22 protein-coding genes are annotated in these 25,554 nt (G+C 57.4%); 16 read left to right on the top strand and 6 right to left on the bottom strand.

The genetic code is table 11. The features are described from left to right. Positions 1-180: 180 nt before the first annotated feature. From F1002_RS15490 to F1002_RS15470, 5 genes are all read right to left on the bottom strand, one after another. Positions 181-1,188, bottom strand: coding sequence for a toprim domain-containing protein (locus tag F1002_RS15490; RefSeq protein WP_150429953.1), 1,008 nt, complete (start codon positions 1,186-1,188; stop codon positions 181-183). After that, the gene (locus F1002_RS15485; RefSeq protein ID WP_150429952.1) at positions 1,175-2,788 is read right to left on the bottom strand and encodes an ATP-binding protein; all 1,614 of its coding nucleotides are present in this window, start codon (positions 2,786-2,788) and stop codon (positions 1,175-1,177) included. Before F1002_RS15485 ends, F1002_RS15490 begins: the two co-directional genes overlap by 14 nt. A 69-nt stretch (positions 2,789-2,857) precedes the next feature. Continuing rightward, positions 2,858-3,175: a hypothetical protein gene (locus F1002_RS15480; RefSeq protein ID WP_150429951.1), complete on the bottom strand. Its 318-nt coding sequence runs from the start codon at positions 3,173-3,175 to the stop codon at positions 2,858-2,860. Positions 3,176-3,185: 10 nt separating this feature from the next. Next, positions 3,186-3,446, bottom strand: coding sequence for a hypothetical protein (locus F1002_RS15475; protein WP_150429950.1), 261 nt, complete (start codon positions 3,444-3,446; stop codon positions 3,186-3,188). 61 nt (positions 3,447-3,507) lie between these two features. Further along, positions 3,508-4,086 carry a hypothetical protein gene (locus tag F1002_RS15470; protein WP_150429949.1) on the bottom strand — a complete coding sequence of 193 codons (579 nt, stop codon included), beginning with the start codon at positions 4,084-4,086 and terminating at the stop codon, positions 3,508-3,510. Positions 4,087-4,625: 539 nt separating this feature from the next. Here F1002_RS15470 and F1002_RS15465 point away from each other — a divergent pair. Both F1002_RS15465 and F1002_RS15460 read left to right on the top strand, forming a co-directional pair. Then, on the top strand, positions 4,626-5,381 hold the full coding sequence (locus tag F1002_RS15465; RefSeq protein WP_150429948.1) for an AcaB family transcriptional regulator: 756 nt from the start codon (positions 4,626-4,628) through the stop codon (positions 5,379-5,381). A gap of 630 nt (positions 5,382-6,011) precedes the next feature. Next, entirely contained in the window at positions 6,012-6,218 is a 207-nt protein-coding gene (locus F1002_RS15460; protein ID WP_150429947.1) for an AlpA family transcriptional regulator, read from the top strand. A gap of 379 nt (positions 6,219-6,597) precedes the next feature. On the opposite strand, the gene F1002_RS15450 is transcribed toward F1002_RS15460, so the two are convergent. Beyond that, entirely contained in the window at positions 6,598-9,315 is a 2,718-nt protein-coding gene (locus F1002_RS15450) for a LuxR C-terminal-related transcriptional regulator (protein WP_150429946.1), read from the bottom strand. A gap of 267 nt (positions 9,316-9,582) precedes the next feature. On the opposite strand from F1002_RS15450, the gene F1002_RS15445 reads away from it, so the two are divergent. From F1002_RS15445 to F1002_RS15380, 14 genes are all read left to right on the top strand, one after another. Then, on the top strand, positions 9,583-10,836 hold the full coding sequence (locus F1002_RS15445; protein ID WP_150429945.1) for an acyl-CoA dehydrogenase family protein: 1,254 nt from the start codon (positions 9,583-9,585) through the stop codon (positions 10,834-10,836). 19 nt (positions 10,837-10,855) lie between these two features. Beyond that, the gene (locus F1002_RS15440; protein WP_150430184.1) at positions 10,856-12,490 is read left to right on the top strand and encodes an AMP-binding protein; all 1,635 of its coding nucleotides are present in this window, start codon (positions 10,856-10,858) and stop codon (positions 12,488-12,490) included. Positions 12,491-12,501: 11 nt separating this feature from the next. Next, on the top strand, positions 12,502-13,617 hold the full coding sequence (locus F1002_RS15435; RefSeq protein ID WP_150429944.1) for a trans-acting enoyl reductase family protein: 1,116 nt from the start codon (positions 12,502-12,504) through the stop codon (positions 13,615-13,617). A gap of 13 nt (positions 13,618-13,630) precedes the next feature. Continuing rightward, positions 13,631-14,872 (top strand): thiolase family protein, encoded by a 1,242-nt coding sequence (locus F1002_RS15430; RefSeq protein WP_150429943.1) that lies wholly within the window; start codon positions 13,631-13,633, stop codon positions 14,870-14,872. A gap of 65 nt (positions 14,873-14,937) precedes the next feature. Further along, on the top strand, positions 14,938-15,735 hold the full coding sequence (locus F1002_RS15425) for an SDR family oxidoreductase (protein WP_150429942.1): 798 nt from the start codon (positions 14,938-14,940) through the stop codon (positions 15,733-15,735). Beyond that, positions 15,729-16,517, top strand: coding sequence for a glucose 1-dehydrogenase (locus F1002_RS15420; RefSeq protein WP_223879633.1), 789 nt, complete (start codon positions 15,729-15,731; stop codon positions 16,515-16,517). Before F1002_RS15425 ends, F1002_RS15420 begins: the two co-directional genes overlap by 7 nt. 53 nt (positions 16,518-16,570) lie before the next feature. After that, positions 16,571-17,548: an MDR family oxidoreductase gene (locus F1002_RS15415; protein ID WP_150429941.1), complete on the top strand. Its 978-nt coding sequence runs from the start codon at positions 16,571-16,573 to the stop codon at positions 17,546-17,548. Between the two features lie 196 nt (positions 17,549-17,744). Beyond that, positions 17,745-18,119 (top strand): hypothetical protein, encoded by a 375-nt coding sequence (locus F1002_RS15410; RefSeq protein ID WP_150429940.1) that lies wholly within the window; start codon positions 17,745-17,747, stop codon positions 18,117-18,119. A 40-nt stretch (positions 18,120-18,159) separates the two neighbouring features. Next, positions 18,160-18,909 (top strand): electron transfer flavoprotein subunit beta/FixA family protein, encoded by a 750-nt coding sequence (locus F1002_RS15405; protein WP_150429939.1) that lies wholly within the window; start codon positions 18,160-18,162, stop codon positions 18,907-18,909. A 2-nt stretch (positions 18,910-18,911) separates the two neighbouring features. Continuing rightward, positions 18,912-19,841 carry an electron transfer flavoprotein subunit alpha/FixB family protein gene (locus F1002_RS15400; RefSeq protein ID WP_150429938.1) on the top strand — a complete coding sequence of 310 codons (930 nt, stop codon included), beginning with the start codon at positions 18,912-18,914 and terminating at the stop codon, positions 19,839-19,841. Between the two features lie 166 nt (positions 19,842-20,007). Next, positions 20,008-21,135, top strand: coding sequence for an NAD(P) transhydrogenase subunit alpha (locus F1002_RS15395; RefSeq protein WP_150429937.1), 1,128 nt, complete (start codon positions 20,008-20,010; stop codon positions 21,133-21,135). Continuing rightward, a complete protein-coding gene (locus tag F1002_RS15390) occupies positions 21,135-21,416 on the top strand; it encodes an NAD(P) transhydrogenase subunit alpha (protein ID WP_223879632.1) in 282 nt (93 codons plus the stop codon). Before F1002_RS15395 ends, F1002_RS15390 begins: the two co-directional genes overlap by 1 nt. Before the next feature lie 2 nt (positions 21,417-21,418). After that, positions 21,419-22,789: an NAD(P)(+) transhydrogenase (Re/Si-specific) subunit beta gene (locus tag F1002_RS15385; RefSeq protein ID WP_150429935.1), complete on the top strand. Its 1,371-nt coding sequence runs from the start codon at positions 21,419-21,421 to the stop codon at positions 22,787-22,789. A gap of 346 nt (positions 22,790-23,135) precedes the next feature. Next, the gene (locus tag F1002_RS15380) at positions 23,136-25,532 is read left to right on the top strand and encodes an RND family transporter (protein WP_150429934.1); all 2,397 of its coding nucleotides are present in this window, start codon (positions 23,136-23,138) and stop codon (positions 25,530-25,532) included. Positions 25,533-25,554: the final 22 nt, after the last annotated feature.

Below are 25,554 nucleotides of genomic sequence, written 5' to 3'. Positions count from 1 at the left end.
CCAAATAGGGCACGAGGTGAATCGCACCGGAACTCCAGGGCTGTCTTCGCGATACCGTCGGGTATCGCCTGGTGTGACAACTACCAGTCGGGCAAATGACCTTTTCGCCGGCACCGCAGAGTGCTGCAGTGCCGCTGAAAAGGCGGGTATGCGCCATGCAGCGGCGCACACCCAGGTTGCTCAAGCTGCCTGTGAGGACAGGACCTGCACGCGGCGTAACCACAGGTCGCTCCAGTCCACGCCAGCATCCTTGGGCACGAACACCTGCACCTCGCGGCTGCCCGTATGACGTGTTTCGTGCTTCAGTCGCCGGGCCAGCACGAAGGCGCCGGCCTGACCGGCGAAGTCCCCATCGGCATCGTTGTCGGCGTAGATCCAGACCCGGCGAACCGAGTCGGGAATCCACAGCTTCTCCAGGTTGCCTGCGTTCAGGCCGGCCCAAAACGGCCGTCCCGTCGCGAGATGCAGCGCGATGCTCTTTTCGATGCCTTCGCTGATCCCCAGGTCCTCGGTCGCCTCGAAGAGACGGACCGCGGCCCCGTTGATACCGGAAGACAGCACCTTCTTCGCATCCGGCACAGCCAGCTTGGCGCCGTTCTGGAGATAGGTTCGGTGCAAGGTGACCGCATGGCCATCCTCGCCCTGGATGCAGGCCAGCATGGCCGGATACTCGGCGACCTTGTGCGACTTGCCGTCGGTATCCTTCTGGTAGTAGCCCAGCGCCGGATGGAAGCGCAGCACCTTCGGATAGACCGGCAGCGCCACGCCACGGCTGGTCAGGTAGCGATCGACTTCATCGCCCGCCGTGACCGGCTTTGCTTCGCTCCAGATTCGCTGCGCCAATTTCTTCATGCGCTCGGCGGGCGGCTCGCTGGCGCGCGGCGGCAAACTGGGCATCACGCCCAGCCAGCGTTCGACCTCGCACAGAGCCGTGTTGAAATCCATGCCCAAGGCGCCCTGCAGCAGCTTGAAGCCGCCGCCGGGGCCGCAACCGCGGCAGAAGTAGTTCCCTTCGCCGAACTTGTCGGTGTACTGGAACCGGTCGGTGCCGCCGCAGAAGGGGCAGGGCAGGTTGCGCCGCTTGAGGATGCGTGGATCGATGCCCAGGCTGGCCAGGATGTCCGTCCATTGACCATGGGCACGTTGCTTGGCCGATTCGACGCGGGCAGCGTAGTCAGCCGACTGCATGGCAGTCTCCAGCTCCGGCCAGCAAGGCCACTGAATGACCGGGAGCAACACCTTCGCCGACGGTGACCTCGAAAGTCTTGCCGCGCAGCAAGGGATACTTGCCCAGCCCCAGTTCCTGCAACAGCGAGTCCAGAGTTTGTACCGGATCGACTGAACGCAGCCGGCGGATCAGGTCAGCCAGTGCGTCGCGGTCGGCCTCCAGGTCTGAAGACATGAACTGGTCGTTCTCGTCGATGAATGACGAGGCCTGCCGTACCGGCTGGCCGGATGTCTCGCCCATCGGGATGTAGATCACATCCTCGTGGCAGACGCCCGCGTCGGTGATTTCGGCCACGTCTTTGGCGCTGCGCAGGATCACCGAGTCGCACAGAATTACCGTGGGCCATATCCAGCGTCCTTCTAACTGGACGCGGATCTGTTCGGAAACCGCTTCGACCCGCACCGTTTCATCGTCCAGGAAACGCACGTGGCGCCATGCCCAGTGCTCGGAGCTCAGGCCGATCCAGTCGAAGATCAGGAAGCCCTTGGCCCTGGCTAGCATCCAGCGCGCCGCGTTGTCGTCACCCAACCAGTCGAGGGAAACCAGCGTAACGGCTCCGCTCTCGATGGCTGCTCGGGTGGGGGCAGCGGCAACTTGCCGGACATAGCTACGGTCATCGTCTTGAATCGGATAGTCGACGATTTCGTCGAACAACTCGACCGGCAGCACATCGAGGTCGTTGAGCAAGTCCCAATGTCCCCAAGCACGCATCGCTGCGTAATAGATCGCGACGAATTGCTCGGGCAAGAGGCGAGTCTTGGCTGACTCCAGGATTTGCCGCCAACAGGCGGATAACGCAGCATTGATACGCTTGCTCTGCACGTCCTCGTCGATCAACTTGTCGCGATCCGGCAGGCGTGCCATGAATTGGCGCGAATCCAGATGTACGACATTGACCTCGTCGTACGGGCTGTAATTAGGCTTCATGACGCAGAAGCCCTGCAGGAAGACCAAGGTGTTGTAGCTGAACTTGCCGTCCTGCATCCCGGTAATATGGATGGTCCCGATTTGGCTATCCGTCGTCGTCAGATGCGCTGCGGCAAAGCGCCGCGTCAGCGGCTGCCCGTTGAACAGCACCTCAACCGGAAAACCCAGGCATAAGGTCTCGATACGATCGCCCAAGTCGGGCAGGTCAACGCCGTGAAGTTCTATCCGGGTGCCGGAGATGGCTTCGACAATGAACTCGACGTCGATGGGCGTCTTGGCCAGCGCTGCCGCGGTGTCGATGTCGACCCGCTGATGGCCCGAGGCGACGATACAGCGTGATGCGGCATAGAGGCACTTCGAGAAGCCGACCCCGAACGGGTGCTCCTCGGCGCTGGTCGCCGCATTCCAGCCCGACTCATGAAAACTCAGGAGCTTCTGGAAATCGTCTAAGCCTTGTCCATCGTCTCCAATCACCAGAACCTGTGCGCTGGCGTCGTAGTCGACTTCTATCTGCGTCGCCCCGGCACGGCGGGCGTTCTGCAACAATTCGGAGACGAGCGTGAAGCGGTCGGTGAAGGCGTAGCGTTGGTTGCGCAAAGCACCTTCCTCGTTGATTCGAACTTGTATCTGCATGATCATGCTCCATGAAGGCTAGCGGCACCGCTCCCGGCGGGATGGTCCCGCCAAGGGGAAGAAAACCACTCAGCCGAGACGGCGAACGGGTGGAGTGAACAATTGGCCGGCGGCTAAGGTGTCGATCAGGCTGTGCCGACGGAATTCGTTGAGCAGCTGGTACTGGGTGCTCAGAACCCGGCCTGCGGCGTCGAGATGCTCGACCTTTACGCCGATCGGGTGCCAGTGCACCCGGTAGGCCAGCCTGTCGGCGCCAGCGATGATGAAGGTGCGGCCGGTTCGGCCAGTGAGGACTTCGCTTTCCTTGATGAGGAATTCGATGTCCTCCGGCGCCTGGACGGTGAGCAGAGGTGCAGCTACCCCAGCGCGATGCATTGCGGTATGCATGGTGCTTTCCTTAAAGTACAGACGGGAGACAGGGCAGCTCATCGGTAGACAAACCATGCTCCATGTTCATGCCTGGTGGATCGAGGTACTGATCGTCGATTCGCCGCGATAGGGCATCGTGTCCTGCCGGCATATCCTTCAGGCAAGCGGCTCGCAGCCGTTCCCGGTGAATATGTTCCAGCATGACCGCGTCCTCATAATCGAGACGTCCCGTGATGCCATAGAGGACAAAAATTGCCAGCAGGCAAAGTGCATCCTTAAAAGTGCTCATGACGACTCCTTCAAATAAGGAGGGCTTGCGCGTTGGCAGCAAGCCCGAAAAGGGAAATGGCTTAGGCGAACAGGTCTCCCTGGGCGGAAATCCGCTTGACCTGCTCGTTGATCCACTGGGGATTCCTGGCAAGCCGAGCTGCAACCCACGCGGGGTTACTGATGACGGCATCGCGCACCCAGTCGGGAAAGCGTTCGAGCGAGGCGTCCAGCCAGGATTTCAGGTTGTGGCGGATGCGGTCGCGGATTTCCTCGGCGTCGACCCGGCCGCAATAGGCGATGGGGGACAAGGGGCTGCAACCAACTACATAGAGGCAACTGACGAAAGAGAACGGCAGGCCGTCCTTCTCGCGCTCGCTAAATACCCAACGAAGGGTGTCGAATATCTCTTCGAGGGGCGTCGCCGGGTCGGCTAAACAACTGACTTCTGCCAGCAGGCGCCAATGCAGGAAGACGATGTCTTCCTCGCTCCACTCCACAGGAGCCTCGACGTCATCAAGTATCTCATTCAGCGCGACGCGGTCAGGAATCGCCGCAGGCCGGTGATGCGAGGGGATAGACAGGGTAGGAAAGATGGCGGAAAACACCGGACCCACGGGCGTGGGACCGGAAACTCGAGGTGGTACGCTCTGATTCGGCATCGTTGGCTCCGAAAAAATGGAGGCAACGCATCCCGGGCTAAGGGGCAGATGCCCCCGTGGGGTGAGGATCGTCCGTCCGGTCAGGGACGGACGGTGCTATGGAGGTGAAGTCAAGGACTGGCTTGAAAGGGCTGTGGGACCCGCTGTGATCGGCAGCCAGCGACCGATCGAGGAAGGCTTTCGAGGGAGGGGTGTTTGGCAAACGACTTCGTGGAAACTGCGCCCCTGCCTCGAAAATTTCCTGCGATGGTATGGATTTAGTCGGCGGCTCGATCGCCACTGACAAGACTAACGTGTCGCGTATCGGGGAGATCAACGGGACGTGATAGCGAGAATGCTCCTAGGCTTGCCTTGTTTGAATGCAGGGCTAGCTACTGCATGACTCAAAGTTAGCGGCTCGAATTGCCCGGGTCAATCCCGAAATAGCACCGAATTGACCCCAATGCCGAAAGGTCCCTCAGGTTGCGGCCATTTCCGGTGGCGAATGCCTTGACCACTACGGATGATTGCCCAGAACGCGTTATTTCGAGGAATACGAGATGTCTGAAATTCAGATCGTCAAAGTAGACGAGGGTGGCGTCAATGCCCGCATCCTAGCCAAGGAGGCCAAGGCCGATTTTAGGCGGGTCGAGGCCGCCAGCTTGAAAATTCCGACACGTTTTACCAGTGCCGAGGGCAAGCGTTTCTTCGCGCGGCTGTTCAATACCCTGCAACTCAACACCCATTTCATCTCGGTGATTGCTCGCACACGACTTGACCACGAGGATGTGGCCAAAATCGAAGGCGCTATCCGCACCCAGATGGAGGCCGTGGCTGCAAACCTCAATCAAGCTATTGATGATGCCGAAGCGCTGTTCAAGGCACATGCGATCACTAGCGTGGCAAGCTACGACACGGTGCCACTGGATGTGGACGTCCATGTGCTGTCCTCTATCGGAAGACGCTACCTCGAACTCTTGGGCAAACTCGATCAGTTGATGCCTTTGTTGCAGACCCTGGAAATCCACGAGGTAATCACCACTCAGGCGGTAGACATCCAGCGGGCGAGTCTCAAGCGCCAGGTACGCGATCTCGCCAACGCTGCGCGGAACCTCGCCATGGGCCTGCGGCGAAGGATGAATGCTTTGGGTCTGCGTGTTGGCGATGGAGGGCGGCAAGAGGCTGTCGCCTCTGGCGTTTCGGATGGTACGAACACTTCAGAAACAGAGCGCGAAGCAACGGTAAATCCGCTGGGTGTGAGTACTGTTGTCCTGCCCGAATCCCTAGAAGATAGCGTACCTTCGATAGGCGACTAGCGTAGTCCCGATCAAGGTCGACTTATCGTACCTGCGCTAATATCGGCGGGAATGGAGGCATCCTGGGGGTTTTCAGAAGAGCTGTTTGGAATTGACTATGAAATGTCCAACGAAAGCAGGGGTAAATCGCTTTGCCATCCAAGGAAGACTGGCGGCGGATCGCTTTCGTCAGCGATCTGATGCATGTCTGTAACCTTGATTGCGGTGTGGGTTGGCATGACTTCGGTACTGAGGCCATCTCCAATCGCTGGCGTGCGTAGCACCTTACGTCTGGTGTATCCCGGGATGAGCGTGCGTTGGATCACTGACATCAATATCGTATCAACAAGCCCCACCAAAGCTTGACAGGCTGTTGGAGCCAAACCGCCCTCATGGCAGCGTTGCAGTCGTTACCTGCCTCCTATTCGATGATCCGCCGCGTGTGGCGCACGAAGCTAGTGCGCATGCCATGACCTTTTCCATTGGGTTGCCCTTTGGATCTTGCTTATTTTTCCTTGCAGCACGACTGGGGCGTCGGCGGCATGCCTTTGAGTTCTACTTTCCCTATCGGCCCGTGCCATTCTGACCCAGTGCGGCCACAACAATGTAGGTCATGCCTTTTGCCGGTAACTGCCGTGATGAGGTCCGATCATGCCCAACATCCATTCCCGTGTCGCTCTGAGGGCGGCGACTTCCATTGCTACTCCTGTTACGCCCAATACTCAGGTTCTTCTGCTGGCACTGCCGGAGACTGGTTTTCTACGGCAGATCCAGGTGCTGACCTTCGTTCCCATCTCCAAATCAACCCTCTGGCGGCGCATACAGGCACGCACCTTCCCAGCACCTGTCAAGCTCTAAGCACGAACTACCGTCTGGCGCGCCGAAGACATCCGATGCTGGATCGTGCAGCAGGGGAAGCCCGGATGATGGGAGGGCCGGGTCCGAAATTCGCAGCAGCGAGAAAAACTGACCAGCCCTTTGGCGGATTAGGCTCGCAGTAAAGCAATATGAGCCTGGATCATCCCGGTGATTTCCGTTTACAGGCCTTGGCCTAACCTTTCCCAATCTAATCCGAAGCTTTCCACGTCCTCATGTGGCACATGAACCCGAGGTGTGGCGCATTCACGCCATCTATTTATCGCACCAGCATCAAACGCTGGCCTTGCGCTTACTAGTAGATTTCCTGGCTGCCTGTTTCAGCGGCTATCTGGCTCACAAGGGAATACACGCCTGGAAGTTAGAGCATCCCTTTTTCTCGTGCCTTCGAAACGGCTTGTGTTCGGTTTTTCGTTCCTAATTTTGAATAAATTCTGCGCAAGTGCGTTTCCACGGTATTTTCGCTCACGAAAAGTTTTCTGCTCAGCTCCTTGTTGGAACTTCCTTCGGCAACTAGTCTGAGTATTTGGAGCTCACGTTGACTAAGCCCGCCCTCCTCTGTGCGCCCAATCATGGCCGAGTGTGTGGATGGAACGTATGCAACATTGTTGGCTGCAGATGCGTTGATCAGTTCAGTAATGTAGGCTCTAGGAACGGCCTGAGAGCGGAGTTCCAACGCCTCCAAAAGAGGAGCGAGAAGCCAGGAGTCGTCGGCAAATACGCGGAATAAACCTTTGGGTTGTGCGAGAGTAAGAGTTTTCTCTAATAAATCCAGTGCCTGAGGCCGCCTTCTGGCAGATTCGAGCGCTTGTGCCAAAAGGCAGCGTAGTCGCATTGATCTCCGGGTACGATTGTTTGCCTCGGCAAGGCGAATAGCATCTTGCAGTTCGGAGAGCATTGATGGTCCGTTTCCCGAGACTAGCGCGATTCGAGTTCTCGCGATAAACGGGTCATCAATATCGTCGCCATATGGAGACAGTCCGTTCCACCGCTCCCAGATATCGTTTGACGATATTAGCGTTAGTAACCGATTGGCTGCGGCAAAATCACCCGCTCGTAGCGCAACGCGCAATTTTCCTTGCCTAGCGGCTGCGGCAAGACGAGGAATACCGCGCAGATCACCCATATCTTGAAGATAGTCAAGTGTCTCTAGGGCTTCGCTCTGTTTGCCTCGAATAAAGAGAATTCGTGCCGCGATCCTGTAAGTTGTGATTAGATCGTCAGGCAGGCAGCAGTCTCGAATCAGGGGGAGATAATCAGATACGAGTATTTCAGCTGAATCAAGATCATTTGATTCATATAACGCTTCTATTAAGTGCGCCGCCGCCACTGCAGTGGAATTCGTGAAACGATAACCAGCGCCAATAATATTTGTGAGAGTGGCATTAAAACGTGCGTTGGCCTGTATGACGTTGCCCTGTAGCATGTCGATTACGCCTTCGAAGCATTGGCTGTAGCTGAGGGCGTGAATCGCATTGATCGGTTCAAGGAGGCGCTTGGCAATGATCAGATGCTGGTGGGCGGTGAAATAGTCGCCAATGGCAATGGCATAGTAGGCCGCGGCGTTTCGAATTAGGCCAACGACGTAAGGAGGGGCGTCGGTTAGGTTCTCGACTTCGTTGGCGGCTGTCTTGACCGCTTCCGGGAGGTGGTCTGACCATGCGCCAAGCATGATCTCGAGAACCAGCAGATCGTGCTTGTGTTGCGGACTCTTGTCTATTTCCGATTTCAGGAACGCAAGCAGGCGGCTGGCATCCTTGTATTTATGGAGAAATACCATCGAGTAGGCGCCGGCAATCGCCAACTGAAGATTCTGCTGAACCACCGCATCGGGCAGGGATTCGATCCACTGGCTAACGACTCTGAGCTGGCCGGTATGGATGAAATCAGCAGCCCTCGCCGCCATCAGTTCAGCGGCTAGTTCCGGCGCGCCAGCTGCCAGGGCGTGCTCGATCGCCTGTATACCTCGCCTAGCTTGGTCAAGCCATTTGGCAGAGCGTAGGTGCCACTGCTTGAGCATCCCTTCGACATTTCGGATGTTTGCCAGCTGGGACTGAAGGTAGTCACGAAACAGCGGGTGGTATCGGTACCATTGGCCATCAACATCGATGATTTGCAGGAACAGGTTGTCGCGCTCGATCTGCGCAATCAGTTCGGCGCTGTCGGTGCATTCAAAAACTACGTTGCACATGTCCGAGCAGAAGGACTCGAACATGCTTGACTGGATTAAGAAGAAACGCTGACGCTCAGGGAGCCTTGACAGCACATCTTCAGCCAGATAGTCGGCCAGTCCACGCGACGGCCCAGTGAGCCCCTGAAGTAGCGAGCTGGGATTCGCCTCGCCCATGAGCGCTGCTGTGGTTAATTGGAGGGCAGCAGCCCAACCGTCCGTTCCTTCCTGAAGTTTTGCTAGGTCGGCTGGTAGCAGTTCGATCTTAAGCCGACTCAAAATATAGCTGCGTGTTTCCTCTGTGGAGAAACGTAGTTCGGAGGCTTCCATTTCCAGCAACTTGCCCTGTACACGCATCCGCCCGAGAGGGAGCATGGTCTTGTGCCTGCTGCCAAGAATAACACGCTGGCCCTCATTTAGACCGGCTACCAGGTCGGTAATGAAGGTCATTACATCGGGCGAGGTGATGTGCTCGAATTCATCAATAAACAGAGAAAACGGGGCCTCAAGCATTGCCAGCGTATCCAGTAGCTCATAGGCCAGGCCATTGGCGGTTGCCGAGGCGGTGTCGAGAAGGGGCGTTTCGACTTGTTTGGCTCCCGAGTCCGGTAGGACAGAGCCGAGGCTGAGCCACAGGTACTGGGCTAGCCGGCCAACATCGTTGTCCGAGGGTTCTATAGTTAGCCAGCCGACGATTTGGCCTTGCTCCTCGAGACGCCGAAACAGGAGGGAGAGAGCGGTCGATTTTCCATAGCCGGCAGGTGCCGTCACCAGAACAAGGTTTGCTCTCGATTCCTCGACTCGCCGGCAAAAGGCATCGCGGGGAACCTGATCGCTCCGGGAGCGGGGTGGTCGCAATTTGAGCGGGTTTTGACGGACTACTCGTCCCGAAGCGGTGTTTGGATACATCTATATGGCCTTGGGCACATCAGGGTGATGTCTTGACAGGGGACTCGATCTGATGAGTTTTCATCGAACGGATTAGTATATCCAATGTAAACCAATTGATTTCGTTATTGCATTGCCGCAGTTATCCCGGATTTCCGTGATCCGTAGCAAATGCTGCTTTCCCGGGTCTCCGCGATTGAGCTGGCGTGGGTCGATGGCCAGAATCCCGTTATGCCAAGCGGTAGATCGACCCTGGCGGAACCGCAAATGAAATGATTGGAGACCCACATGAACAGTTCTGTTTCCGCAACAAAAGCCCCAAGGCTTGGTCCCTTGGGGGCTGAACCCCCACTCTTTGATACGGCGATCATGTTTCAGGAGAGTTTGCATCGCTATGCTGAAGAGGTGATGCGTCCGATTGGTGTTGCCCTGGACAGAATGACGCCGGAGCAGGTGGTGGCTACGGATTCCCCGTATTGGGAGGCGCGGAGGAAATTCGTCGAGCTCGGATTCGGGGTCGAGCTGTTGCTATCGTTTGAGCCCGCGGAGCGCGCGAAAATGATGTCGATCCTGTTCGAGGAACTGGGCTGGGGGGATTCGGGGCTAGCCATTTCCTTTGGTGCCGGCATGCTGCCAATGTATATGTGCGCCGCTTTGGGCCGCACCGATCTCCTGGCGCGTTATCCCGATGCGATGCTTGGCTGCTGGGGTATTACCGAGCCGGATCACGGCTCGGACAGCCTCGACCCGAATCGGAAGATATTTCATCCGGAAGGCCAATACGGGCGTCCGAATTGCGTCGCGCAGATTTTCGACGACGAAATCGTGATTAACGGGCAGAAGTCTGCCTGGGTATCCAACGGCACCATCGCCAAGGTGTGCGTACTTTATTGTGCGGCAGATACCGGGAGCGGGCCGGATGCTCAACGCGGTTGTGTCGTCATCGTGCCGCTCGAGGCGAAGGGTGTATCGCGTGGCAAGCCACTGGACAAACTGGGGCAGCGTGCCCTCAACCAAGGCGAAGTGTTTTTCGACAACGTCCGGATTCCCAAGGATCATCTGCTAGCCGGTCCGGATGACTTCCTGAATGCTGTGGAGATTATTCACACCGCTGCGAATGGGTTGATGGGGGCGGTGTTCACCGGCGTGGCTAGGGCTGCGTATGAGCTGGCGCTCGACTATGCCCATGAACGGAAACAGGGCGGGGTTCCCATAATCCGGCATCAGTCGGTGGCCCATCGTTTGTTCCACATGTTCCGCAAGGTCGAGGCTTCGAGGGCGCTCACCCATCGTGCGATCCACTACAACTTTGGCGATACACCGGCGTTGCATGTCGCGATGACGTCGAAAATTACTGGGACGCAGACCTCATTCGAGGTGAGCAGCGAAGCGTTGCAGATTTTTGGCGGCAATGGTCTGACCCGCGAATATCCGATCGAAAAGTTGCTGCGCGACGCCCGAGCCTCGCTAATCGAAGACGGGTGCAATGAAATTCTCGCGATTAAGGGGGGGTATCTCCTGATTGATCCGGATCGACTGTAAGGGGATTTGAGTGTCGATTATGTCTGAGCGAAATGAGTTAATTCTCGCCAATCTAATTGCGATGCGGGCGGAAACTGATCCGGATCGCGATGTCCTCACGTTCGAGAATGACGAGGGTCCGGATGAGCGGCGAACTTACAAACAACTCTGGGAGTATGGGGCACGGGTTGCTCAGGGCCTACACGATGAAAGGATGGGAAAGGGGGATTATTTCGCCATCCTCATGCAAAACCATCCCGAATTCGTGGATGTCATGGTGGGCGCGTCGATAGTCGGGAGCGTCTTTGTCCCGATTGATCCGCGAACCAAGGGTGACAAGCTTCACTACATGCTCATGCATTCTGGTTGCAAAGGGGTCGTCTGTGCGGATTACGTCCTCGATGCCTTGCTCGAGGTTTGTGATCGCCTTCCCAATCTCCAATGGATTTGGGTGCTTGGCGCACCCGAATCGACAAATTGCGCCAAGGGTGCGGTCAGGATTCGTTGGCTAAACGAGATTTATCGAAAACCGATTCCTGTCGTCAACATATCGGTCTCCGATCCTTTGGAGCCCATGCAGGTTATGTATACCTCGGGAACGACAGGGGACCCCAAGGGAGTCGTGATCCGGCATGCACGCTGGGGCGGTGTGGCCAACTGGAACGGATTGCTGGGCTATTCGCGCGATGACCGGCCGTATACCGGGCTTTCCCTGACGCATGGCAACGCGCAGCTGCTGACACTTTCTTGCGCATTGAAGTTGGGTATGCGTGCGGTATTCAGCCGAAAGTTCACGAAGTCCAGGCTCTGGGATATCGCGCGCAAGTACGGATGCACGACTTTTAACCTGTTAGGTGGCATGACGACGGCGATTTATAGCGAACCACCTAAGCCAAACGATGGCGAAAACCCGATCCGTTTCGTAATCAGTGCGGGAATGCCTGCTGCTATATGGGAGGATTTTGAGAAACGCTTCAACCTGAGCATTCTCGAGATCTATGCTGCAGTCGAAGGGGGGTTGACGATCAAGCCTATCGGCGAGGGACCCATCGGCAGCATTGGAAAGCCTCCGGCATCGCTCCGCCTCCGGCTTGTCGACGAGTACGGCGAAGACGTTCCGGTGGGGGCGCAGGGGGAAATCATATTCCAACCGGCCGATGGTGTGATGCCGACAGTGGACTATCTCCACGATCCGGACGCTTCCACGAAAAAGGTACATGGCGGCTGGTTGCGCATGGGTGATATCGGACACCTGGACCAAGATGGATGGTTGTTCTTCGATTTTCGGGCCGGCGGTGCCATCCGCCACAACGGGGATTTCATCAACCCGGCAATCATCGAGAAGGTGCTCGCCGAAAGCCCGATGATCAGCGATGTCTATGTGTACGGGGTCAAGGCAGCATCCGGTGCGCCTGGCGAGAAGGATGTCGTGGCCGCGATTGTCCCGACGAGCGCTGAGAGTCTGAGCATCCCGGCACTGTTCAGTCTTTGCCGGGCAGAGCTTGAGGCCAATTCTGTCCCGACCTATTTCCAAGTGGTCAGCGAAATCCCAAAGACGGCGTCGGAAAAACCAATTGAGCGTTTCCTGCTTGAGGCCTTCGGACGGGATGGTCAAAACGTTTTCACAAAGGATGGTCCGCAGCTGCGCAGCGTCGACCAAGTAATCAGTCAATAAAGGAGACAGCAATGGATAATCATTATCAAGTGGTTGTATATGGTGCCAGTGGTTACACCGGCAAACTGACGGCATGGAAGCTCGCTGAGCGTGGTATCCCGTTTGTCGCGGCCGGCCGCAATGCTGCCCGTCTCGAGGCTGAGATGGCTGCCTTGCCGGAACTTAAGGGGCATGATTACAAGTGCGTCGCAGTCGACAACGACAAAGCGTCCCTGGTTGAATTGTTCCGCGGTCGAAAAGTCGTAATTAACGTAGTCGGCCCCTTCATGCAGTTGGGGCAACCGGTGGTAGAGGCCTGTCTTGAGGTGGGGTGTCATTATTTCGATACCACCGGCGAGACGGATTGGATGTTCTTCCTCAAGCGCGAGTATGGTCCGCGATTTGCCGAAAAGGGCCTGGTGTTGTGCCCGGCCAATTCCTACATGTGGACCGAAGGTCTGCTGGCAACCGAGATTGCCCTCGAAACACCGGGCATCGATTCCCTGAATGTCGTGTATCTCGCCGATTCCGGGGTCAGCGTTGCGTCGACCAAATCCTTCCTACGCATGTGCACCAAGCCGCAGTTCCACATTCAGAATCGCGCGTTGGTTCAATGGGAATTCGCCAAGGCCTTCCAGGTTCTGCTGCCCGGCGAACATGAGTTCCTCAACGCCCTGCCCTGGGGCGGCGGCGGTGAGCCGGTCTGGTATGAAGGCGATCCGCGCGTGCGCAACTGCAAGACGCTGGTCTCTTTCCGCAACCAGGAGGCTTTCAATGGCGTTCTCGGCCTGCTGCAAAAATTCGAGAACGAGTGTCGTCACCTTTCTACCGAGGACCAGGAACAGACCACGAATCAATGGGGGGGCGACATCACGACGGCCGAACCCGGCCGTGAGGATCCCGAGGTCAATCGTTGTGTGCTGTCGTGTCATGCCCGCGGCAAGACAAATTCGGTCAGCGTCATCCTGCGCGGGAGTTCGCCCTACATCCAGACCGGCGTGCTGGGCGCCGAGGCCGCCCGGCGAATTCTGCGCGGCCAGTTCGACGCCGTTGGCTTTGCCTCTCCGGCCAAGGTTTTCGGTGCCAGAAACCTGCTCGGGGCACTCGCCGAAGAGGGTTATCTCAACTGGGAAGTGAAGAGCGTTTAGCCAGGAGCTTGTGATGACTTCTCACGTGTATGTGGTGGGTGTTGGGATGACGCCGTTTGGCAAGCATCTCGATAAGACGATCAAGGGGCTTGCTGCGAGCGCGACCTCAATGGCACTCAATGATGCGGGGTGTTTGGGAAAGGATGTGCAGGCGGCATTTTTCGCCAACTCGACGCAAGGGCACATGGAGGGCCAGGACATGATTCGCGGGCAGATTGCTTTGCGATCCATGGGCATACAGGGCATTCCAGTGGTCAATGTAGAGAACGCCTGCGCCAGTGCAAGCAGCGCCTTTCACCTAGCAGTCAACTATGTTAACTCGGGGGCGGCAGACGTGGCTTTGGCCGTCGGTGTCGAAAAAATGTTTTCCGCCGACAAAGCGCTGATGTTCAGTATTTTCGATGGTGCTTGGGATGTCCATGAGTCAGCGAACAATCGGGATTTGTTGCTGAAGATGGGTGGGGGCATCACGCCGCCGGACGGAACGACATCGTCCAAACCCTATTCAGTCTTCATGGATATCTATGCGGCGATGGGCCGCATGCATATGCGGGAATTCGGTACGACGCAACGGCAGTTCGCGGCTGTGTCGGCTAAGAATCACCGTCACTCCGTGAACAATCCGCTGGCGCAATACCGGGATGCGTACACCATAGAACAGATTCTGGCTGCGCCGCCAATTACCTATCCGCTGACCTTGCCGATGTGTTCCCCGATTAGTGACGGGGCGGCGGCCGCCATAGTCTGCAATGAAGCAGGCCTGAAAAGGCTGAATATTGGACAGGGCCGGGCAATCCGTGTGCTCGCCAGCGTGATGCAGATGGGTAGCGACCGCGAGGCGACGGACCTTGAGCATCATGTTGTCCGGCTGGCCTCCAGAAAAGCCTACGAACTGGCGGGCGTCGGACCGGCCGATATCTCCGTCGCCGAGGTTCACGATGCGACGGCGATTGGCGAAATCATCCAGTCGGAAGTTCTGGGGTTTTGCCCGATCGGCGAAGGAGGGCGGCTGGCGGAAGCTGGCGAAACCGCGATTGGCGGACGGATACCCATCAATCCTTCGGGTGGGCTCGAGTCCAAGGGGCATCCGGTGGGGGCAACGGGCCTTGCCCAGATTTTTGAGCTCGTCACACAACTTAGGCGTGAGGCGGGAGGGCGCCAGGTGGCCGGGGCACGCGTGGCGCTTGCCGAGAATGGCGGGGGACTGTACAGCGTTGAAGAGGCGGTTGCCTGCATCACCATACTCGGAAATTGACTGATTAAGCATTGCGCCTGGTCTGGGAGGCCATCAACGCAATAAACCATGTGAGGTAACGCAGAATGAGTATTCGTCAATCGGGGTTGGAGGGCAAGGTGGCTATTGTCACCGGCGCCGCTCGCGGCCTTGGCGCCGCAGTGGCCGCCGCGCTCGTGGCATCGGGGGTACGGGTCATGCTCACCGATGTCCTGGTCCAGGAAGGGGAAGCGACTGCCGCTCGACTTCCCGGTTGTGCCTTTCAGAAACACGATGTCACTAGCGAGAGCGATTGGCAAGCAGTCATCGAGAAGACGCTAGCGAACTTAGGTGGGCTGGACATCATCGTTAATAACGCCGGTGTAGAAAGCATGAGTCTTTTTGCCGATTGCGAATTGAGCGAGTTCAAACGGATTCAGTCTGTCAATGTCGATGGCACCTTCCTCGGAATTAAATGGGGAATCCGGGCGATGCGTCCGAACGGGGGCGCAGGGAAAGGCGGTTCGATCGTCAACCTGTCGTCGGTAGCCGGCCTGGTGGGCGTGCCAGGCCTGGGCGCGTATTGCACGGCCAAGGGCGGTGTCCGCTTGATGACCAAGGCGGCAGCCATCGAATGCGCACGCCTGGGGTATGGCATCCGGGTCAACTCGATCCATCCGGCAATCATCAAGACCCAGATGGGGATCGATGTCGTCAACAGTTGTGTGGATATCGGCCTGGCCGAGAATCAGCAGGGCGCGGAAGCCGTCATGGCGGGATTGCATCCGATGGGTTACGGCGAGCCTTCTGATGTCGCCAATGCTGTTTGTTATCTGGCTTCTTCGGCGGCCAAGTGGGTTACCGGAGCGGAGCTTGCGCTCGACGGTGGCCTAACTGCATGTTAGGAGAAACGATGAAACGTCTAAATGGTAAGGTGGCCTGGGTCACCGGTGGGGCGAGCGGCATCGGGCTGGCGACGGCACTGCTGTTCGCGCAGGAAGGCGCGCAGGTGGTTGTCACCGACATCGATCAGAAGGCTGGAAGCGCCGCCCGGGGACGATTTGCAGAGTCGGGCCTGGATGCGGACTTCCAAATTCAGGATGTAACCGACGAAGGGGCATGGAATGATCTTGGCGACTACATTCTCCGGAAATACGGAAAGCTGGATGTGCTGGTCAATAATGCTGGCATCGCCTTGATGGGCTCAGTCGAAGAGGCGAACCTCGATCAGTGGCGGCGGACCATGGCTGTGAACCTGGATGGTGTCTTTCTTGGAACACAGACGGCAATCCGCCTGATGCGCACCGCTGGAGGCAGCATCGTCAATGTTTCTTCCGTCGAAGGCATCATCGGTGAGCCGATGGTTGCCGCCTACAACGCCTCTAAAGGGGGAGTCCGGATATTCACCAAATCGGCGGCACTACACTGCGCCGACAAGGGATATCCCATCCGGATCAACTCCATTCACCCCGGTTTCGTCGGAACCCCAATGGTTGCTGGCGCGCTGGCAACCTTGGACAAGGATGTTGCCGCCGCATTTGGCGCCAGCGTTCTCAGTCGAATTCCGCTCGGGCGTTTTGCGACGCCGGAAGAAATTGCCCGCCCGATCCTATTTCTGGCCTCCGACGAGTCGACTTACATGCTGGGTGCCGAACTGGTCGTCGATGGCGGGATGACCGCACGTTAATCATCCAGGTGCCAAATCGGTATCGGGGCCGCAAACTTTTCAGGAGAGTCAGGATGTTCAAGGCAATTCAGGTCCTTAGTGAAGGAAATGCCAAGCTTGCTCTAGTCGATGAAAGCGAACTTCCGGAAGGCGACGTCACGGTTGCTATCGAATATTCGACGATCAATTACAAAGACGGCCTCCTAATCACGGGGCGCATTCCATTGATCAGGAAATTCCCAATGGTTCCGGGGATCGACTTTGCCGGTGTTGTAATTGAAAGCCACCATCCCGAATGGAGAGTCGGCGACAAAGTATTGCTCAATGGCTATGGAGTCGGCGAGGAGCATTGGGGTGGTTTGGCACAAAAGGCCAGGGTCAAAGGAGAGTGGCTCGTCCCGCTGCCCGGGAATTTAACCACCCGTCAAGCAATGGCGATCGGCACGGCGGGTTATGCCGCGATGCTGTGCATCATGACTCTCGAGCGGCACGGCATTAAGCCGGGTGATGGGGATGTGCTGGTGACGGGGGCTAATGGTGGAGTAGGCAGTATTGCTATCGCTCTTCTTGCCAGGCTGGGATATCGGGTCGTTGCCAGTACGGGCCGTCCAAAAGAGGCAACTTATCTGAAATCGCTTGGTGCGGCGGAGGTGATCAGTCGAGAGTCGCTTTCGTCGCCGGGTGCGCCAATGGCTGCCGAGAGATGGGCCGGGGCGATTGACACAGCGGGTAGCCATACTTTGGCTAATGTGTGTGCCTCGGTCAGATACGGCGGTGCGATTGCGGCTACCGGCTTGGCCCAAGGGATGGACCTAAATACGACTGTTTTGCCATTCGTGCTAAGAAATCTCGCGCTATATGGTGTTGATAGCGTCAAGGCGCCTATGTCATTGCGCCGCGAGGCTTGGACTCGCTTGGCAAATGACTTGGAAATATCAAAGCTTGAATCGATGGTGACAGTTATCTCGTTGGATGAGGCTATTCCGATGGCTACACAATTGCTCGATGGAAAGGCACCTCGTGGCCGTATCGTTGTGAGTGTTCAGGATTAATGTGGGTACTTCCATAAATTTAGTTCCGCTGAATTCCAATAATTTAAGTCTGGCTTTGATAGGGCAATTAAAGAATTTCACGGATTTCCGGGCTGATTATTGGTTAGGTGTCCTTATATACTTTGTTAACTGAGTTCGAGTTGTTTGAATAACTGTTACTTCCAGTTATTTTTTAGATGCAATTATCGGGGGCTAAATGAACTCTCACGCGCGAATTTTATTTTCGGTTGCTGGCTATTTTAATCTGGCTGTTGGTTTGATTTTTTTATTCGCGATGCCGCAGTTGGCGCAAATGATTGGCATGAATCCGATCCCCGAAGATTATGTATTGATTCATTTTGGATCTGTGCTCGTAATTGTTTTTGGGGTGGGGTATTTGAAAGTTGCGGCTGATCCTGTTGTTAACCGTCCGATAATTCAGCTTGGAATTCTCGGTAAATCCGGGGTCGTTTTGGCCGGTATGGTTGATTGGCTTCTTGGGAATACGAATGCAGCTTTTCCATTGCTTCTTACCGCTGACGTGGTTTTTGCTGTTTTGTTTGCTAATTATCTTAGGCTACATCGGGCGTGAATATTATTTCTATTTTTGATGTTGTAAAAAGGGGCTTGTTTTGAAAATACTAATTCCTGTTAAGCGGGTAGCCGACTACAACGTGAAGGTCCGGGTGAAGGCTGACGGGTCGGGTGTTGACCTGGCCAACGTCAAGATGAGCATGAACCCCTTTGACGAAATCGCCATCGAAGAAGCCGTCCGTCTCAAAGAAGCAGGCATCGCCACCGAAGTCATCGCCGTCTCCTGCGGCGTTGCCGCCTGCCAGGAAACCCTGCGCACCGCCATGGCCATTGGTGCCGACCGCGGCATCCTCGTCGAAACCGACGTCGACCTCCAACCGCTCGCCGTCGCCAAGCTCCTCAAAGCCCTCTGCGACAAAGAACAACCGCAACTCGTCATCTGCGGCAAGCAAGCCATTGACGACGACGCCAACCAGACCGGCCAAATGCTCGCCGCCCTGCAAAACTGGCCGCAAGCCACCTTCGCCTCCAAGGTTGTTCTCGCCGACGGCAAAGCCACGGTCACCCGCGAAATCGACGGCGGCCTCGAAACCCTGCAAATCACCCTGCCGGCTGTCGTCTCCACCGACCTGCGCCTCAACGAACCGCGCTACGCCACCCTGCCCAACATCATGAAAGCCAAGAAAAAGCCGCTCGACACCGTCAAGCCCGCCGACCTTGGCATCGACGTCACCCCGCGCCTCACCACCCTCAAGGTTGCAGAGCCCGCCAAACGCAGCGCCGGCATCACGGTTGCCGACGTCGCCGAACTCGTCAACAAACTCAAGAACGAAGCGAAGGTGATCTGATCATGACCATTCTCGTCATCGCCGAACACGACAACGCCGCCCTCAAGGCCGCCACCCTCAACACCGTCGCCGCCGCCCAGAAAATCGGAGGCGACATCCACCTCCTCGTCGCCGGCAGCAACTGCCAAACCGTCGCCCAGGAAGCCGCCACGCTGGCCGGCGTCAGCACCGTCAAAGTCGCCGACGCTGCCCACTACGCATCCCAGACCGCTGAAAATCTCACCGCCCTGGTGCTCGCCAACGCCGCCGGCTACAGCCACATCCTCGCCCCGGCCACCACCTTCGGCAAAAACCTGGCCCCGCGCATCGCCGCCCTGCTCGACGTCGCTCAGATATCCGAAATCACCGGTGTCGACAGCCCGGACACCTTCGTCCGTCCCATCTACGCCGGCAACGCCCTGGCCACCGTCAAGAGCGCCGACAGCGTCAAGGTCATCACTGTCCGCTCAACCGCCTTTGATGCGGTCAACCGGGAAAACAGCGCAAAAATCGAAACCATCGCTGCCGCCAATGACACGGCTCAATCCACCCTGACCAACCGCGAACTCACCAAGTCCGAACGTCCGGAACTCGGTGCCGCCAAGATCATCGTCTCCGGTGGTCGTGGTCTGGGCAGTGGCGAGAACTACCACAAGCTGCTCGAACCGCTCGCCGACAAACTCGGTGCTGCGCTCGGCGCCAGCCGTGCCGCCGTCGATGCCGGCTTCGTGCCCAACGACTACCAGGTCGGCCAGACCGGCAAGATCGTCGCCCCGCAGCTCTACATCGCCGTGGGTATTTCGGGTGCAATCCAGCACCTGGCCGGCATGAAGGACTCGAAGGTCATCGTCGCCATCAACAAGGATCCCGATGCACCGATCTTCCAGATCGCGGATTACGGGTTGGTCGGTGACTTGTTCGAAGTCGTGCCGGAGTTGGTTGAGGAGTTCTAATAGCGTCTTTTCTACTGGCGTCATAAATCTCCCTCTGCGGCCAGTAGCTTTCGGTTCGGGGATTAGTCCCCGAACTTTTTTATCTATTCAAAAAGTGCCGAGTTACGCGAGGTCTTTCTGATCATCCGAGAACTGGCGATAAAAGGTAGTAATTGGAGCAAATAGCATGACCCTAACAATGGCCGTCGTGAGGGAACGGTTGCCCGGTGAAAACCGGACAGCGATCGTCCCTGAAACCGCCAAGAAGTTTGCCGCGCTCGGCGCCAAGCTCCGCATGGAGCAGAGCGCCGGCATCTCGAGCCACTTCCTCGACCACGACTTCCCGGAGACCACACTGGTCGGCGGTATCGCCGAAGCCTACGGTGGAGCCGGCCTGATCCTGCGCGTCACCCCGCCGTCGCCGGAAGAGATCGCCGCCTTACCCGAAGGCTCGGTATTGATCGGTCTCTTGAAGCCTTTTGAATCCAAGGAACGCCTGGCCGCCCTCAACGCCCGCAAGATCACCGCCTTCGCGCTCGAACTCCTGCCGCGCATCTCGCGCGCCCAAAGCATGGACGCCCTGTCCTCGCAAGGCGCCTGTGCCGGCTACCAATGCGGCCTGATCGCCGCCGCCCGCTGCACCAAATTCTTCCCCATGCTCACCACCGCCGCCGGCACCATCCGTCCGGCCCGGGTGTTGGTGATTGGGGCCGGTGTGGCCGGTCTGCAAGCCATTGCCACCTGCAAACGCCTCGGCGCCATGGTCGACGCCTACGACGTTCGTGCCGCCGCCCGTGAGCAAATCGAATCGCTCGGTGCCAAGTTCGTCGACACCGGCGTCTCCGCCGACGGCACCGGCGGCTACGCCCGCGAACTGACCGCCGAGGAGAAAGCCGCCCAGGCCGAGAAACTCGCCAAGGCCGTCGAACTCGCCGACGTGGTCATCACCACCGCTGCCATCCCCGGCAAGAAGGCCCCCGTCATCATCACCACCGACATGATCGCCCGCATGAAATACGGCGCCATCATCGTCGACATGGCCGCCGAATCCGGCGGCAACTGTGCGCTCACCCAGCCGGGCGAACACGTCATCGCCAACGACGTGAACATCCACGGCCCGCTCAATCTGCCCTCCCGCATGCCTACCCACGCCTCGGAGTTGTACGCCAAGAACCTCTACAACTTCCTCTCGCCGTGGATCAAGGACGGCGAACTCGCCTTCGACTGGAGCGACGAAGTCGTCGCCGGCACCCTGTTGTGCAAGGATGGGCTCACCGTCCATCCGACGGTCAAACAAGTTCTGGGAGACGCATGATGGACGGCTTGCTCGCTTTATACATCTTCATGCTCGCTGCCTTCACCGGCTACGAGATCATCGCCAAGGTCCCGGTCATCCTGCACACGCCGCTGATGTCCGGTTCCAACTTCGTGCACGGCGTCGTGGTTGTCGGTGCCATGATCATGCTCGGCAACGCTGACACCCCGGTTCAGCAAGCCATCGGCTTCTTCGCCGTCGCCCTCGGTGCCGCCAACGCGGCCGGCGGTTACGTCGTGACCGAGCGCATGCTCGCCATGTTCAAGAAGAAGGAGGCCTGATCATGAGTCTTCCGCTCTACGTTCAAGGCGCCTGGTTCGCAGGTGCGCTGCTCTTCATCTTCGGCCTGAAAGGCATGAGCTCGCCAGCCAGCGCCCGGAAGGGCATCATCATTGCCGGCTACGGCATGCTGATCGCCATTGCCGGCACCTTCCTGATACCCGGCCTGCACAACCTCGGCCTGATGGCCCTGGCCCTCGTCCTCGGTGGCGCGGCTGCCTGGATTTCCGGCCAGAAGGTCAAGATCACCGACATGCCGCAGATGGTCGCCATCTACAACGGCATGGGCGGCGGTGCCGCCGCGGCAATTGCCGCCATCGAGTTCGCCAAGGGCGATGCGCACAGCACCGCCACCACCGTTCTGGCGGTGATCGGCGCGCTGATCGGTGCGGTCTCCTTCACCGGTTCCTGTGTCGCCTGGGCCAAGCTGCAGGGCGTGCTCAAGAAAGCTCATCGCCTGCCGGCCCAGAATGGCGTCAACGTCCTGCTCGCCCTGATCGCCATTGGTCTGGGTGGCGCCATGGTCGTGCTCGCCCCGGCCCAACCGGAACTGATCTTCGGCTTCTTCGCCGTCGCCCTGATCCTCGGCCTGATCGTCACCCTGCCCATCGGCGGTGCCGACATGCCGGTGGTCATCTCGCTGTTCAACGCCTTCACCGGCCTGGCCGTCGGCTTCGAGGGCTACGTGCTCGGCAACCCGGCGCTGATCATTGCCGGCATCGTCGTTGGCGCGGCCGGTACGCTGCTCACCCAGTTGATGGCCAAGGCGATGAACCGGCCGCTCTCCAACATCCTGTTCACCCCGATGGTGGCCAGCGGTGGGGGCGAGGCGATCAGCGGCTCGATGAAGGAAGTCGGCGCCATCGATGCGGCGGCGATGATGCGGTACGCCAGCAAGGTCATTATCGTGCCGGGCTACGGCATGGCGGTGGCCCATGCCCAGCACAAGGTGTGGGAAATGACCGAGATCCTGGAGGAAGCCGGCGTCGAGGTAAAGTTCGCCATCCACCCGGTGGCTGGCCGCATGCCGGGCCACATGAACGTGTTGCTGGCCGAGGCCGGCGTGCCGTACGACAAGATTTTCGATCTGGAGGAAATCAATGGTGAGTTCGGCCAGGCCGACGTGGCGCTGATCATCGGTGCCAACGACGTGGTCAATCCATCGGCACGTACCGACAAGGCCAGCCCGATCTACGGCATGCCGATCCTGAACGCCGACATGGCGCAGAACGTGATCGTGATCAAGCGCGGCAAGGGCACGGGTTATTCCGGGGTGGAGAACGCCCTGTTCTACACCGACAACTGCCGCATGCTCTACGGTGATGCCCAGCCGATGGCCGGGGAAATCATCCAGCACCTGAAAACCATGGGCTGAGTCAGAGTCTCCTCTGCGGGCAGTATCGGAAGGATCTGCTTGCGGCTTGCCGGGAAGTTTCTAACTTCCCGGTTTTTTTTGTCTATTTCATTTGCTTTCGGGCAATGCCGAGGTGCTTTTTCGTTTCGGTTGATCTTGTTGCATTGCAGCGATAGTCACGGATTTCCGTGGCTATCCACCGCTAAAAACCTAACGGCTCTCCGTGATTGAGAGATGTGCTTTCCATTGGGAGAATCAATCACACAAACATAACCAACTGCGTCGGAATTGCCGCGCAATCTCGACGAAATCAATATGGTGAGGCAGACAATTGGCTACTTTTAGACACAACATTGCGCACTGGACAATGAAGCGCCCTTGGCTTTCGCTGTTGGTCGCAATGGCCGTTACAGTGTTTTTCGGCGTAGGGGCATCCAAGGTTGAGTTTAAGACGATCTTCTCAGATCTCTTTCCGGTAACTCATCCCTTCGTTCAGACCTACCGGGATCATCCAAATTTCGGGAATCCACTTACCGTGACCATCATGGTGAAACGAACCGATGGGAAGGATGTATTCACTGCTGAGACGATGGGAAAAATATGGGACATGTCTCGGGATATCGATTTGGCACCGGGAGTCGATCACGATCAGATCGTATCGATCGCAACCGAGAAAGCTCGCTATACGGTCCTGACGGCAGATGGCATCTTTTCCAATCCGATTATGGATAACCATCCGCCAGCCACCGCAGAGGAACTGGAAGAGACGCGTCGCCGTATCAACGAGTCTCCTGCAGTTAAGTCGTTTCTGGTTTCGGGGGATCAGACTGCAGCAATCATCAATGCCACATTCATTGAGCGGCTAGTCGACTATCAGCAGGTATTCGATACGGTTCAGGCGCTTACGGCAAAGTATTCAGACGCCAATCACGAAGTATATGTCGCTGGCTGGCCGATGCTGACAGGTTGGATTTACCATTTTGGACAGCATACGCCGACGATCTTCGCTGTAACTCTAGGGTTGATGTTCGCTTGCCTTTTCTTTGCAATGCGAAATGTCGCAGGGGTAGTAACCCCGTTGGTGGTTAGTCTGACATCGGCAGTTTGGGGCTTTGGTTTTGTCGGCTGGATTCATCAGCCGGTTGAGCCGCTCCTCATGGTGGTTCCGCTGTTGCTGATCGCCCGTTCTTTTAGCCATTGCGTTCAGGCCACGGAGCGGTATTACGAAATACTGCTCGAGGTTGGAGATAAAAAAGTGGCGGCCGAGATGTCGCTAACCATGATGTTCGCACCAGGCACTCTGGGGATTTTTACCGACGTTTGTGGGTTGATGCTGGTGGGCGTTGCGCCAATCCCTGCCATGGAACGTTTCGCGCTGTTCACTGGTTTCTGGGCGATGACCCTGGTGCCCACCAGCGTATTGCTTACTCCGGTCATTCTCAGCTTGCTGCCTGCGCCGAAAAATCTGGAAAGACTGGTTGGCGGTGGTGACGCGGAGAAAGCCCAGGTTGGAATTGTGCACAGGGCGCTATATTGGATTTTGTCCGGTGCGGGCTGGCTTAGCACTGGCAGACGTGCCCGGTTTACTGCTGCAACCTTTGTCGTCCTGACGCTCGCATCCATCGCCATGATGTTCAAGGTGCAGGTGGGAAATCCTGTCGAGGGTAGCAATCTCTTGCGCGAAGACGCTGCTTTCAATACCGCAGTGCGCCAGATTAATCGACACTTCCCCGGCAGCATGACCCTTGAGGTTGTGTTCGAAGGCAAGGAAGGTCGGATCGTCCGGCAAGCAGATACCTTGAATTCAATGAGCCAGTTGCAACGCTGTCTGGAAAGCAAGGAGCATCCGCCCCGCGCGACTCTCTCTTTTGCTGATTATGCGCCAGAAGCAAACCGCTTGTTCAACGGAGGCAATCCGAAATGGTTGCCGCTTGATAACACTGACGCGGCAGCGGGAGCAGCATCAGGCGCATTAATGCTGGGAACCAGCCCGAATGCATATCTGCACATTGCCGATTTTGAGCAGAAAAATGCCACGGTGTCTCTTTGGTATTCCGACAACAAACAAGAGACGGTCGATGCGGCATTGGCTGATGCGCGTAGCTGTATTGCCGAGGTGGGCATCGAGCATCCGACTTTCAGAATTCGCCTTGCTACGGGTTCGATCGCGCTGCAACAGTCGGTGAATGAGACGGTCGATATTTATCAGTGGTACATCCTGGCAGGCCTGAATTTAGCCATTGGTATCGGCGTGGCATGGGCATACCGGTCGGTTGTAGCAGCTGTGATTCTTCTATTGCCCGTCAATTTGGCCAACGCTCTGCTAACTGCTTCCATGACCATTTTTGGCATGGGGCTGGACGTCAACAGCTTGCCGATTCTGGCAATCGGGATTGGTGTTGGTATCGACTATGGCATCTATCTCGTTAGCCGTATCTGCGAGGAATACAAGGATGCTCAGCACTATGGAAACGCCATTAAGGCAGCCCTAACGACATGTGGCAAAGCGATTCTATTTACCGCGCTCCTCATGACGATTGGTATTGCCCCCTGGTATTTCCTGTCGGAACTGAAGTTCCTTGCCGACATGGGATTGTTACTTGTCGTGGTGATGGCCATCAACACCGCACTTGCCCTCGTACTCGTGCCCCTACTCATCTACATCTACAAACCAAAATTCGTCTCCGCAGAGCATCAGTTCCTTTCGGAGTCGGTCGATGGGTGGCTCGACGACCATCGTTTGCAGCAGAAAACCAAAGCTTGAACTCGCAAAAGTGTGAGTTTCG

The sequence above is a fragment of the Dechloromonas sp. CZR5 genome (genome assembly GCF_008711155.1).
Taxonomy (GTDB): Bacteria; Pseudomonadota; Gammaproteobacteria; order Burkholderiales; family Rhodocyclaceae; genus Azonexus.
This window is presented reverse-complemented; position numbering and strand designations above follow the sequence as displayed.

What these genes read in the sequence shown, in the direction of transcription:
- F1002_RS15490 (WP_150429953.1), bottom strand. Translation starts at nt 1,188, where the DNA reads ATGCAGTCGGCTGACTACGCTGCCCGCGTCGAATCGGCCAAGCAACGT.
- F1002_RS15485 (WP_150429952.1), bottom strand. Translation starts at nt 2,788, where the DNA reads ATGCAGATACAAGTTCGAATCAACGAGGAAGGTGCTTTGCGCAACCAA.
- F1002_RS15480 (WP_150429951.1), bottom strand. Translation starts at nt 3,175, where the DNA reads ATGCATACCGCAATGCATCGCGCTGGGGTAGCTGCACCTCTGCTCACC.
- F1002_RS15475 (WP_150429950.1), bottom strand. Translation starts at nt 3,446, where the DNA reads ATGAGCACTTTTAAGGATGCACTTTGCCTGCTGGCAATTTTTGTCCTC.
- F1002_RS15470 (WP_150429949.1), bottom strand. Translation starts at nt 4,086, where the DNA reads ATGCCGAATCAGAGCGTACCACCTCGAGTTTCCGGTCCCACGCCCGTG.
- F1002_RS15465 (WP_150429948.1), top strand. Translation starts at nt 4,626, where the DNA reads ATGTCTGAAATTCAGATCGTCAAAGTAGACGAGGGTGGCGTCAATGCC.
- F1002_RS15460 (WP_150429947.1), top strand. Translation starts at nt 6,012, where the DNA reads ATGCCCAACATCCATTCCCGTGTCGCTCTGAGGGCGGCGACTTCCATT.
- F1002_RS15450 (WP_150429946.1), bottom strand. Translation starts at nt 9,315, where the DNA reads ATGTATCCAAACACCGCTTCGGGACGAGTAGTCCGTCAAAACCCGCTC.
- F1002_RS15445 (WP_150429945.1), top strand. Translation starts at nt 9,583, where the DNA reads ATGAACAGTTCTGTTTCCGCAACAAAAGCCCCAAGGCTTGGTCCCTTG.
- F1002_RS15440 (WP_150430184.1), top strand. Translation starts at nt 10,856, where the DNA reads ATGTCTGAGCGAAATGAGTTAATTCTCGCCAATCTAATTGCGATGCGG.
- F1002_RS15435 (WP_150429944.1), top strand. Translation starts at nt 12,502, where the DNA reads ATGGATAATCATTATCAAGTGGTTGTATATGGTGCCAGTGGTTACACC.
- F1002_RS15430 (WP_150429943.1), top strand. Translation starts at nt 13,631, where the DNA reads ATGACTTCTCACGTGTATGTGGTGGGTGTTGGGATGACGCCGTTTGGC.
- F1002_RS15425 (WP_150429942.1), top strand. Translation starts at nt 14,938, where the DNA reads ATGAGTATTCGTCAATCGGGGTTGGAGGGCAAGGTGGCTATTGTCACC.
- F1002_RS15420 (WP_223879633.1), top strand. Translation starts at nt 15,729, where the DNA reads ATGTTAGGAGAAACGATGAAACGTCTAAATGGTAAGGTGGCCTGGGTC.
- F1002_RS15415 (WP_150429941.1), top strand. Translation starts at nt 16,571, where the DNA reads ATGTTCAAGGCAATTCAGGTCCTTAGTGAAGGAAATGCCAAGCTTGCT.
- F1002_RS15410 (WP_150429940.1), top strand. Translation starts at nt 17,745, where the DNA reads ATGAACTCTCACGCGCGAATTTTATTTTCGGTTGCTGGCTATTTTAAT.
- F1002_RS15400 (WP_150429938.1), top strand. Translation starts at nt 18,912, where the DNA reads ATGACCATTCTCGTCATCGCCGAACACGACAACGCCGCCCTCAAGGCC.
- F1002_RS15395 (WP_150429937.1), top strand. Translation starts at nt 20,008, where the DNA reads ATGACCCTAACAATGGCCGTCGTGAGGGAACGGTTGCCCGGTGAAAAC.
- F1002_RS15390 (WP_223879632.1), top strand. Translation starts at nt 21,135, where the DNA reads ATGGACGGCTTGCTCGCTTTATACATCTTCATGCTCGCTGCCTTCACC.
- F1002_RS15385 (WP_150429935.1), top strand. Translation starts at nt 21,419, where the DNA reads ATGAGTCTTCCGCTCTACGTTCAAGGCGCCTGGTTCGCAGGTGCGCTG.
- F1002_RS15380 (WP_150429934.1), top strand. Translation starts at nt 23,136, where the DNA reads ATGAAGCGCCCTTGGCTTTCGCTGTTGGTCGCAATGGCCGTTACAGTG.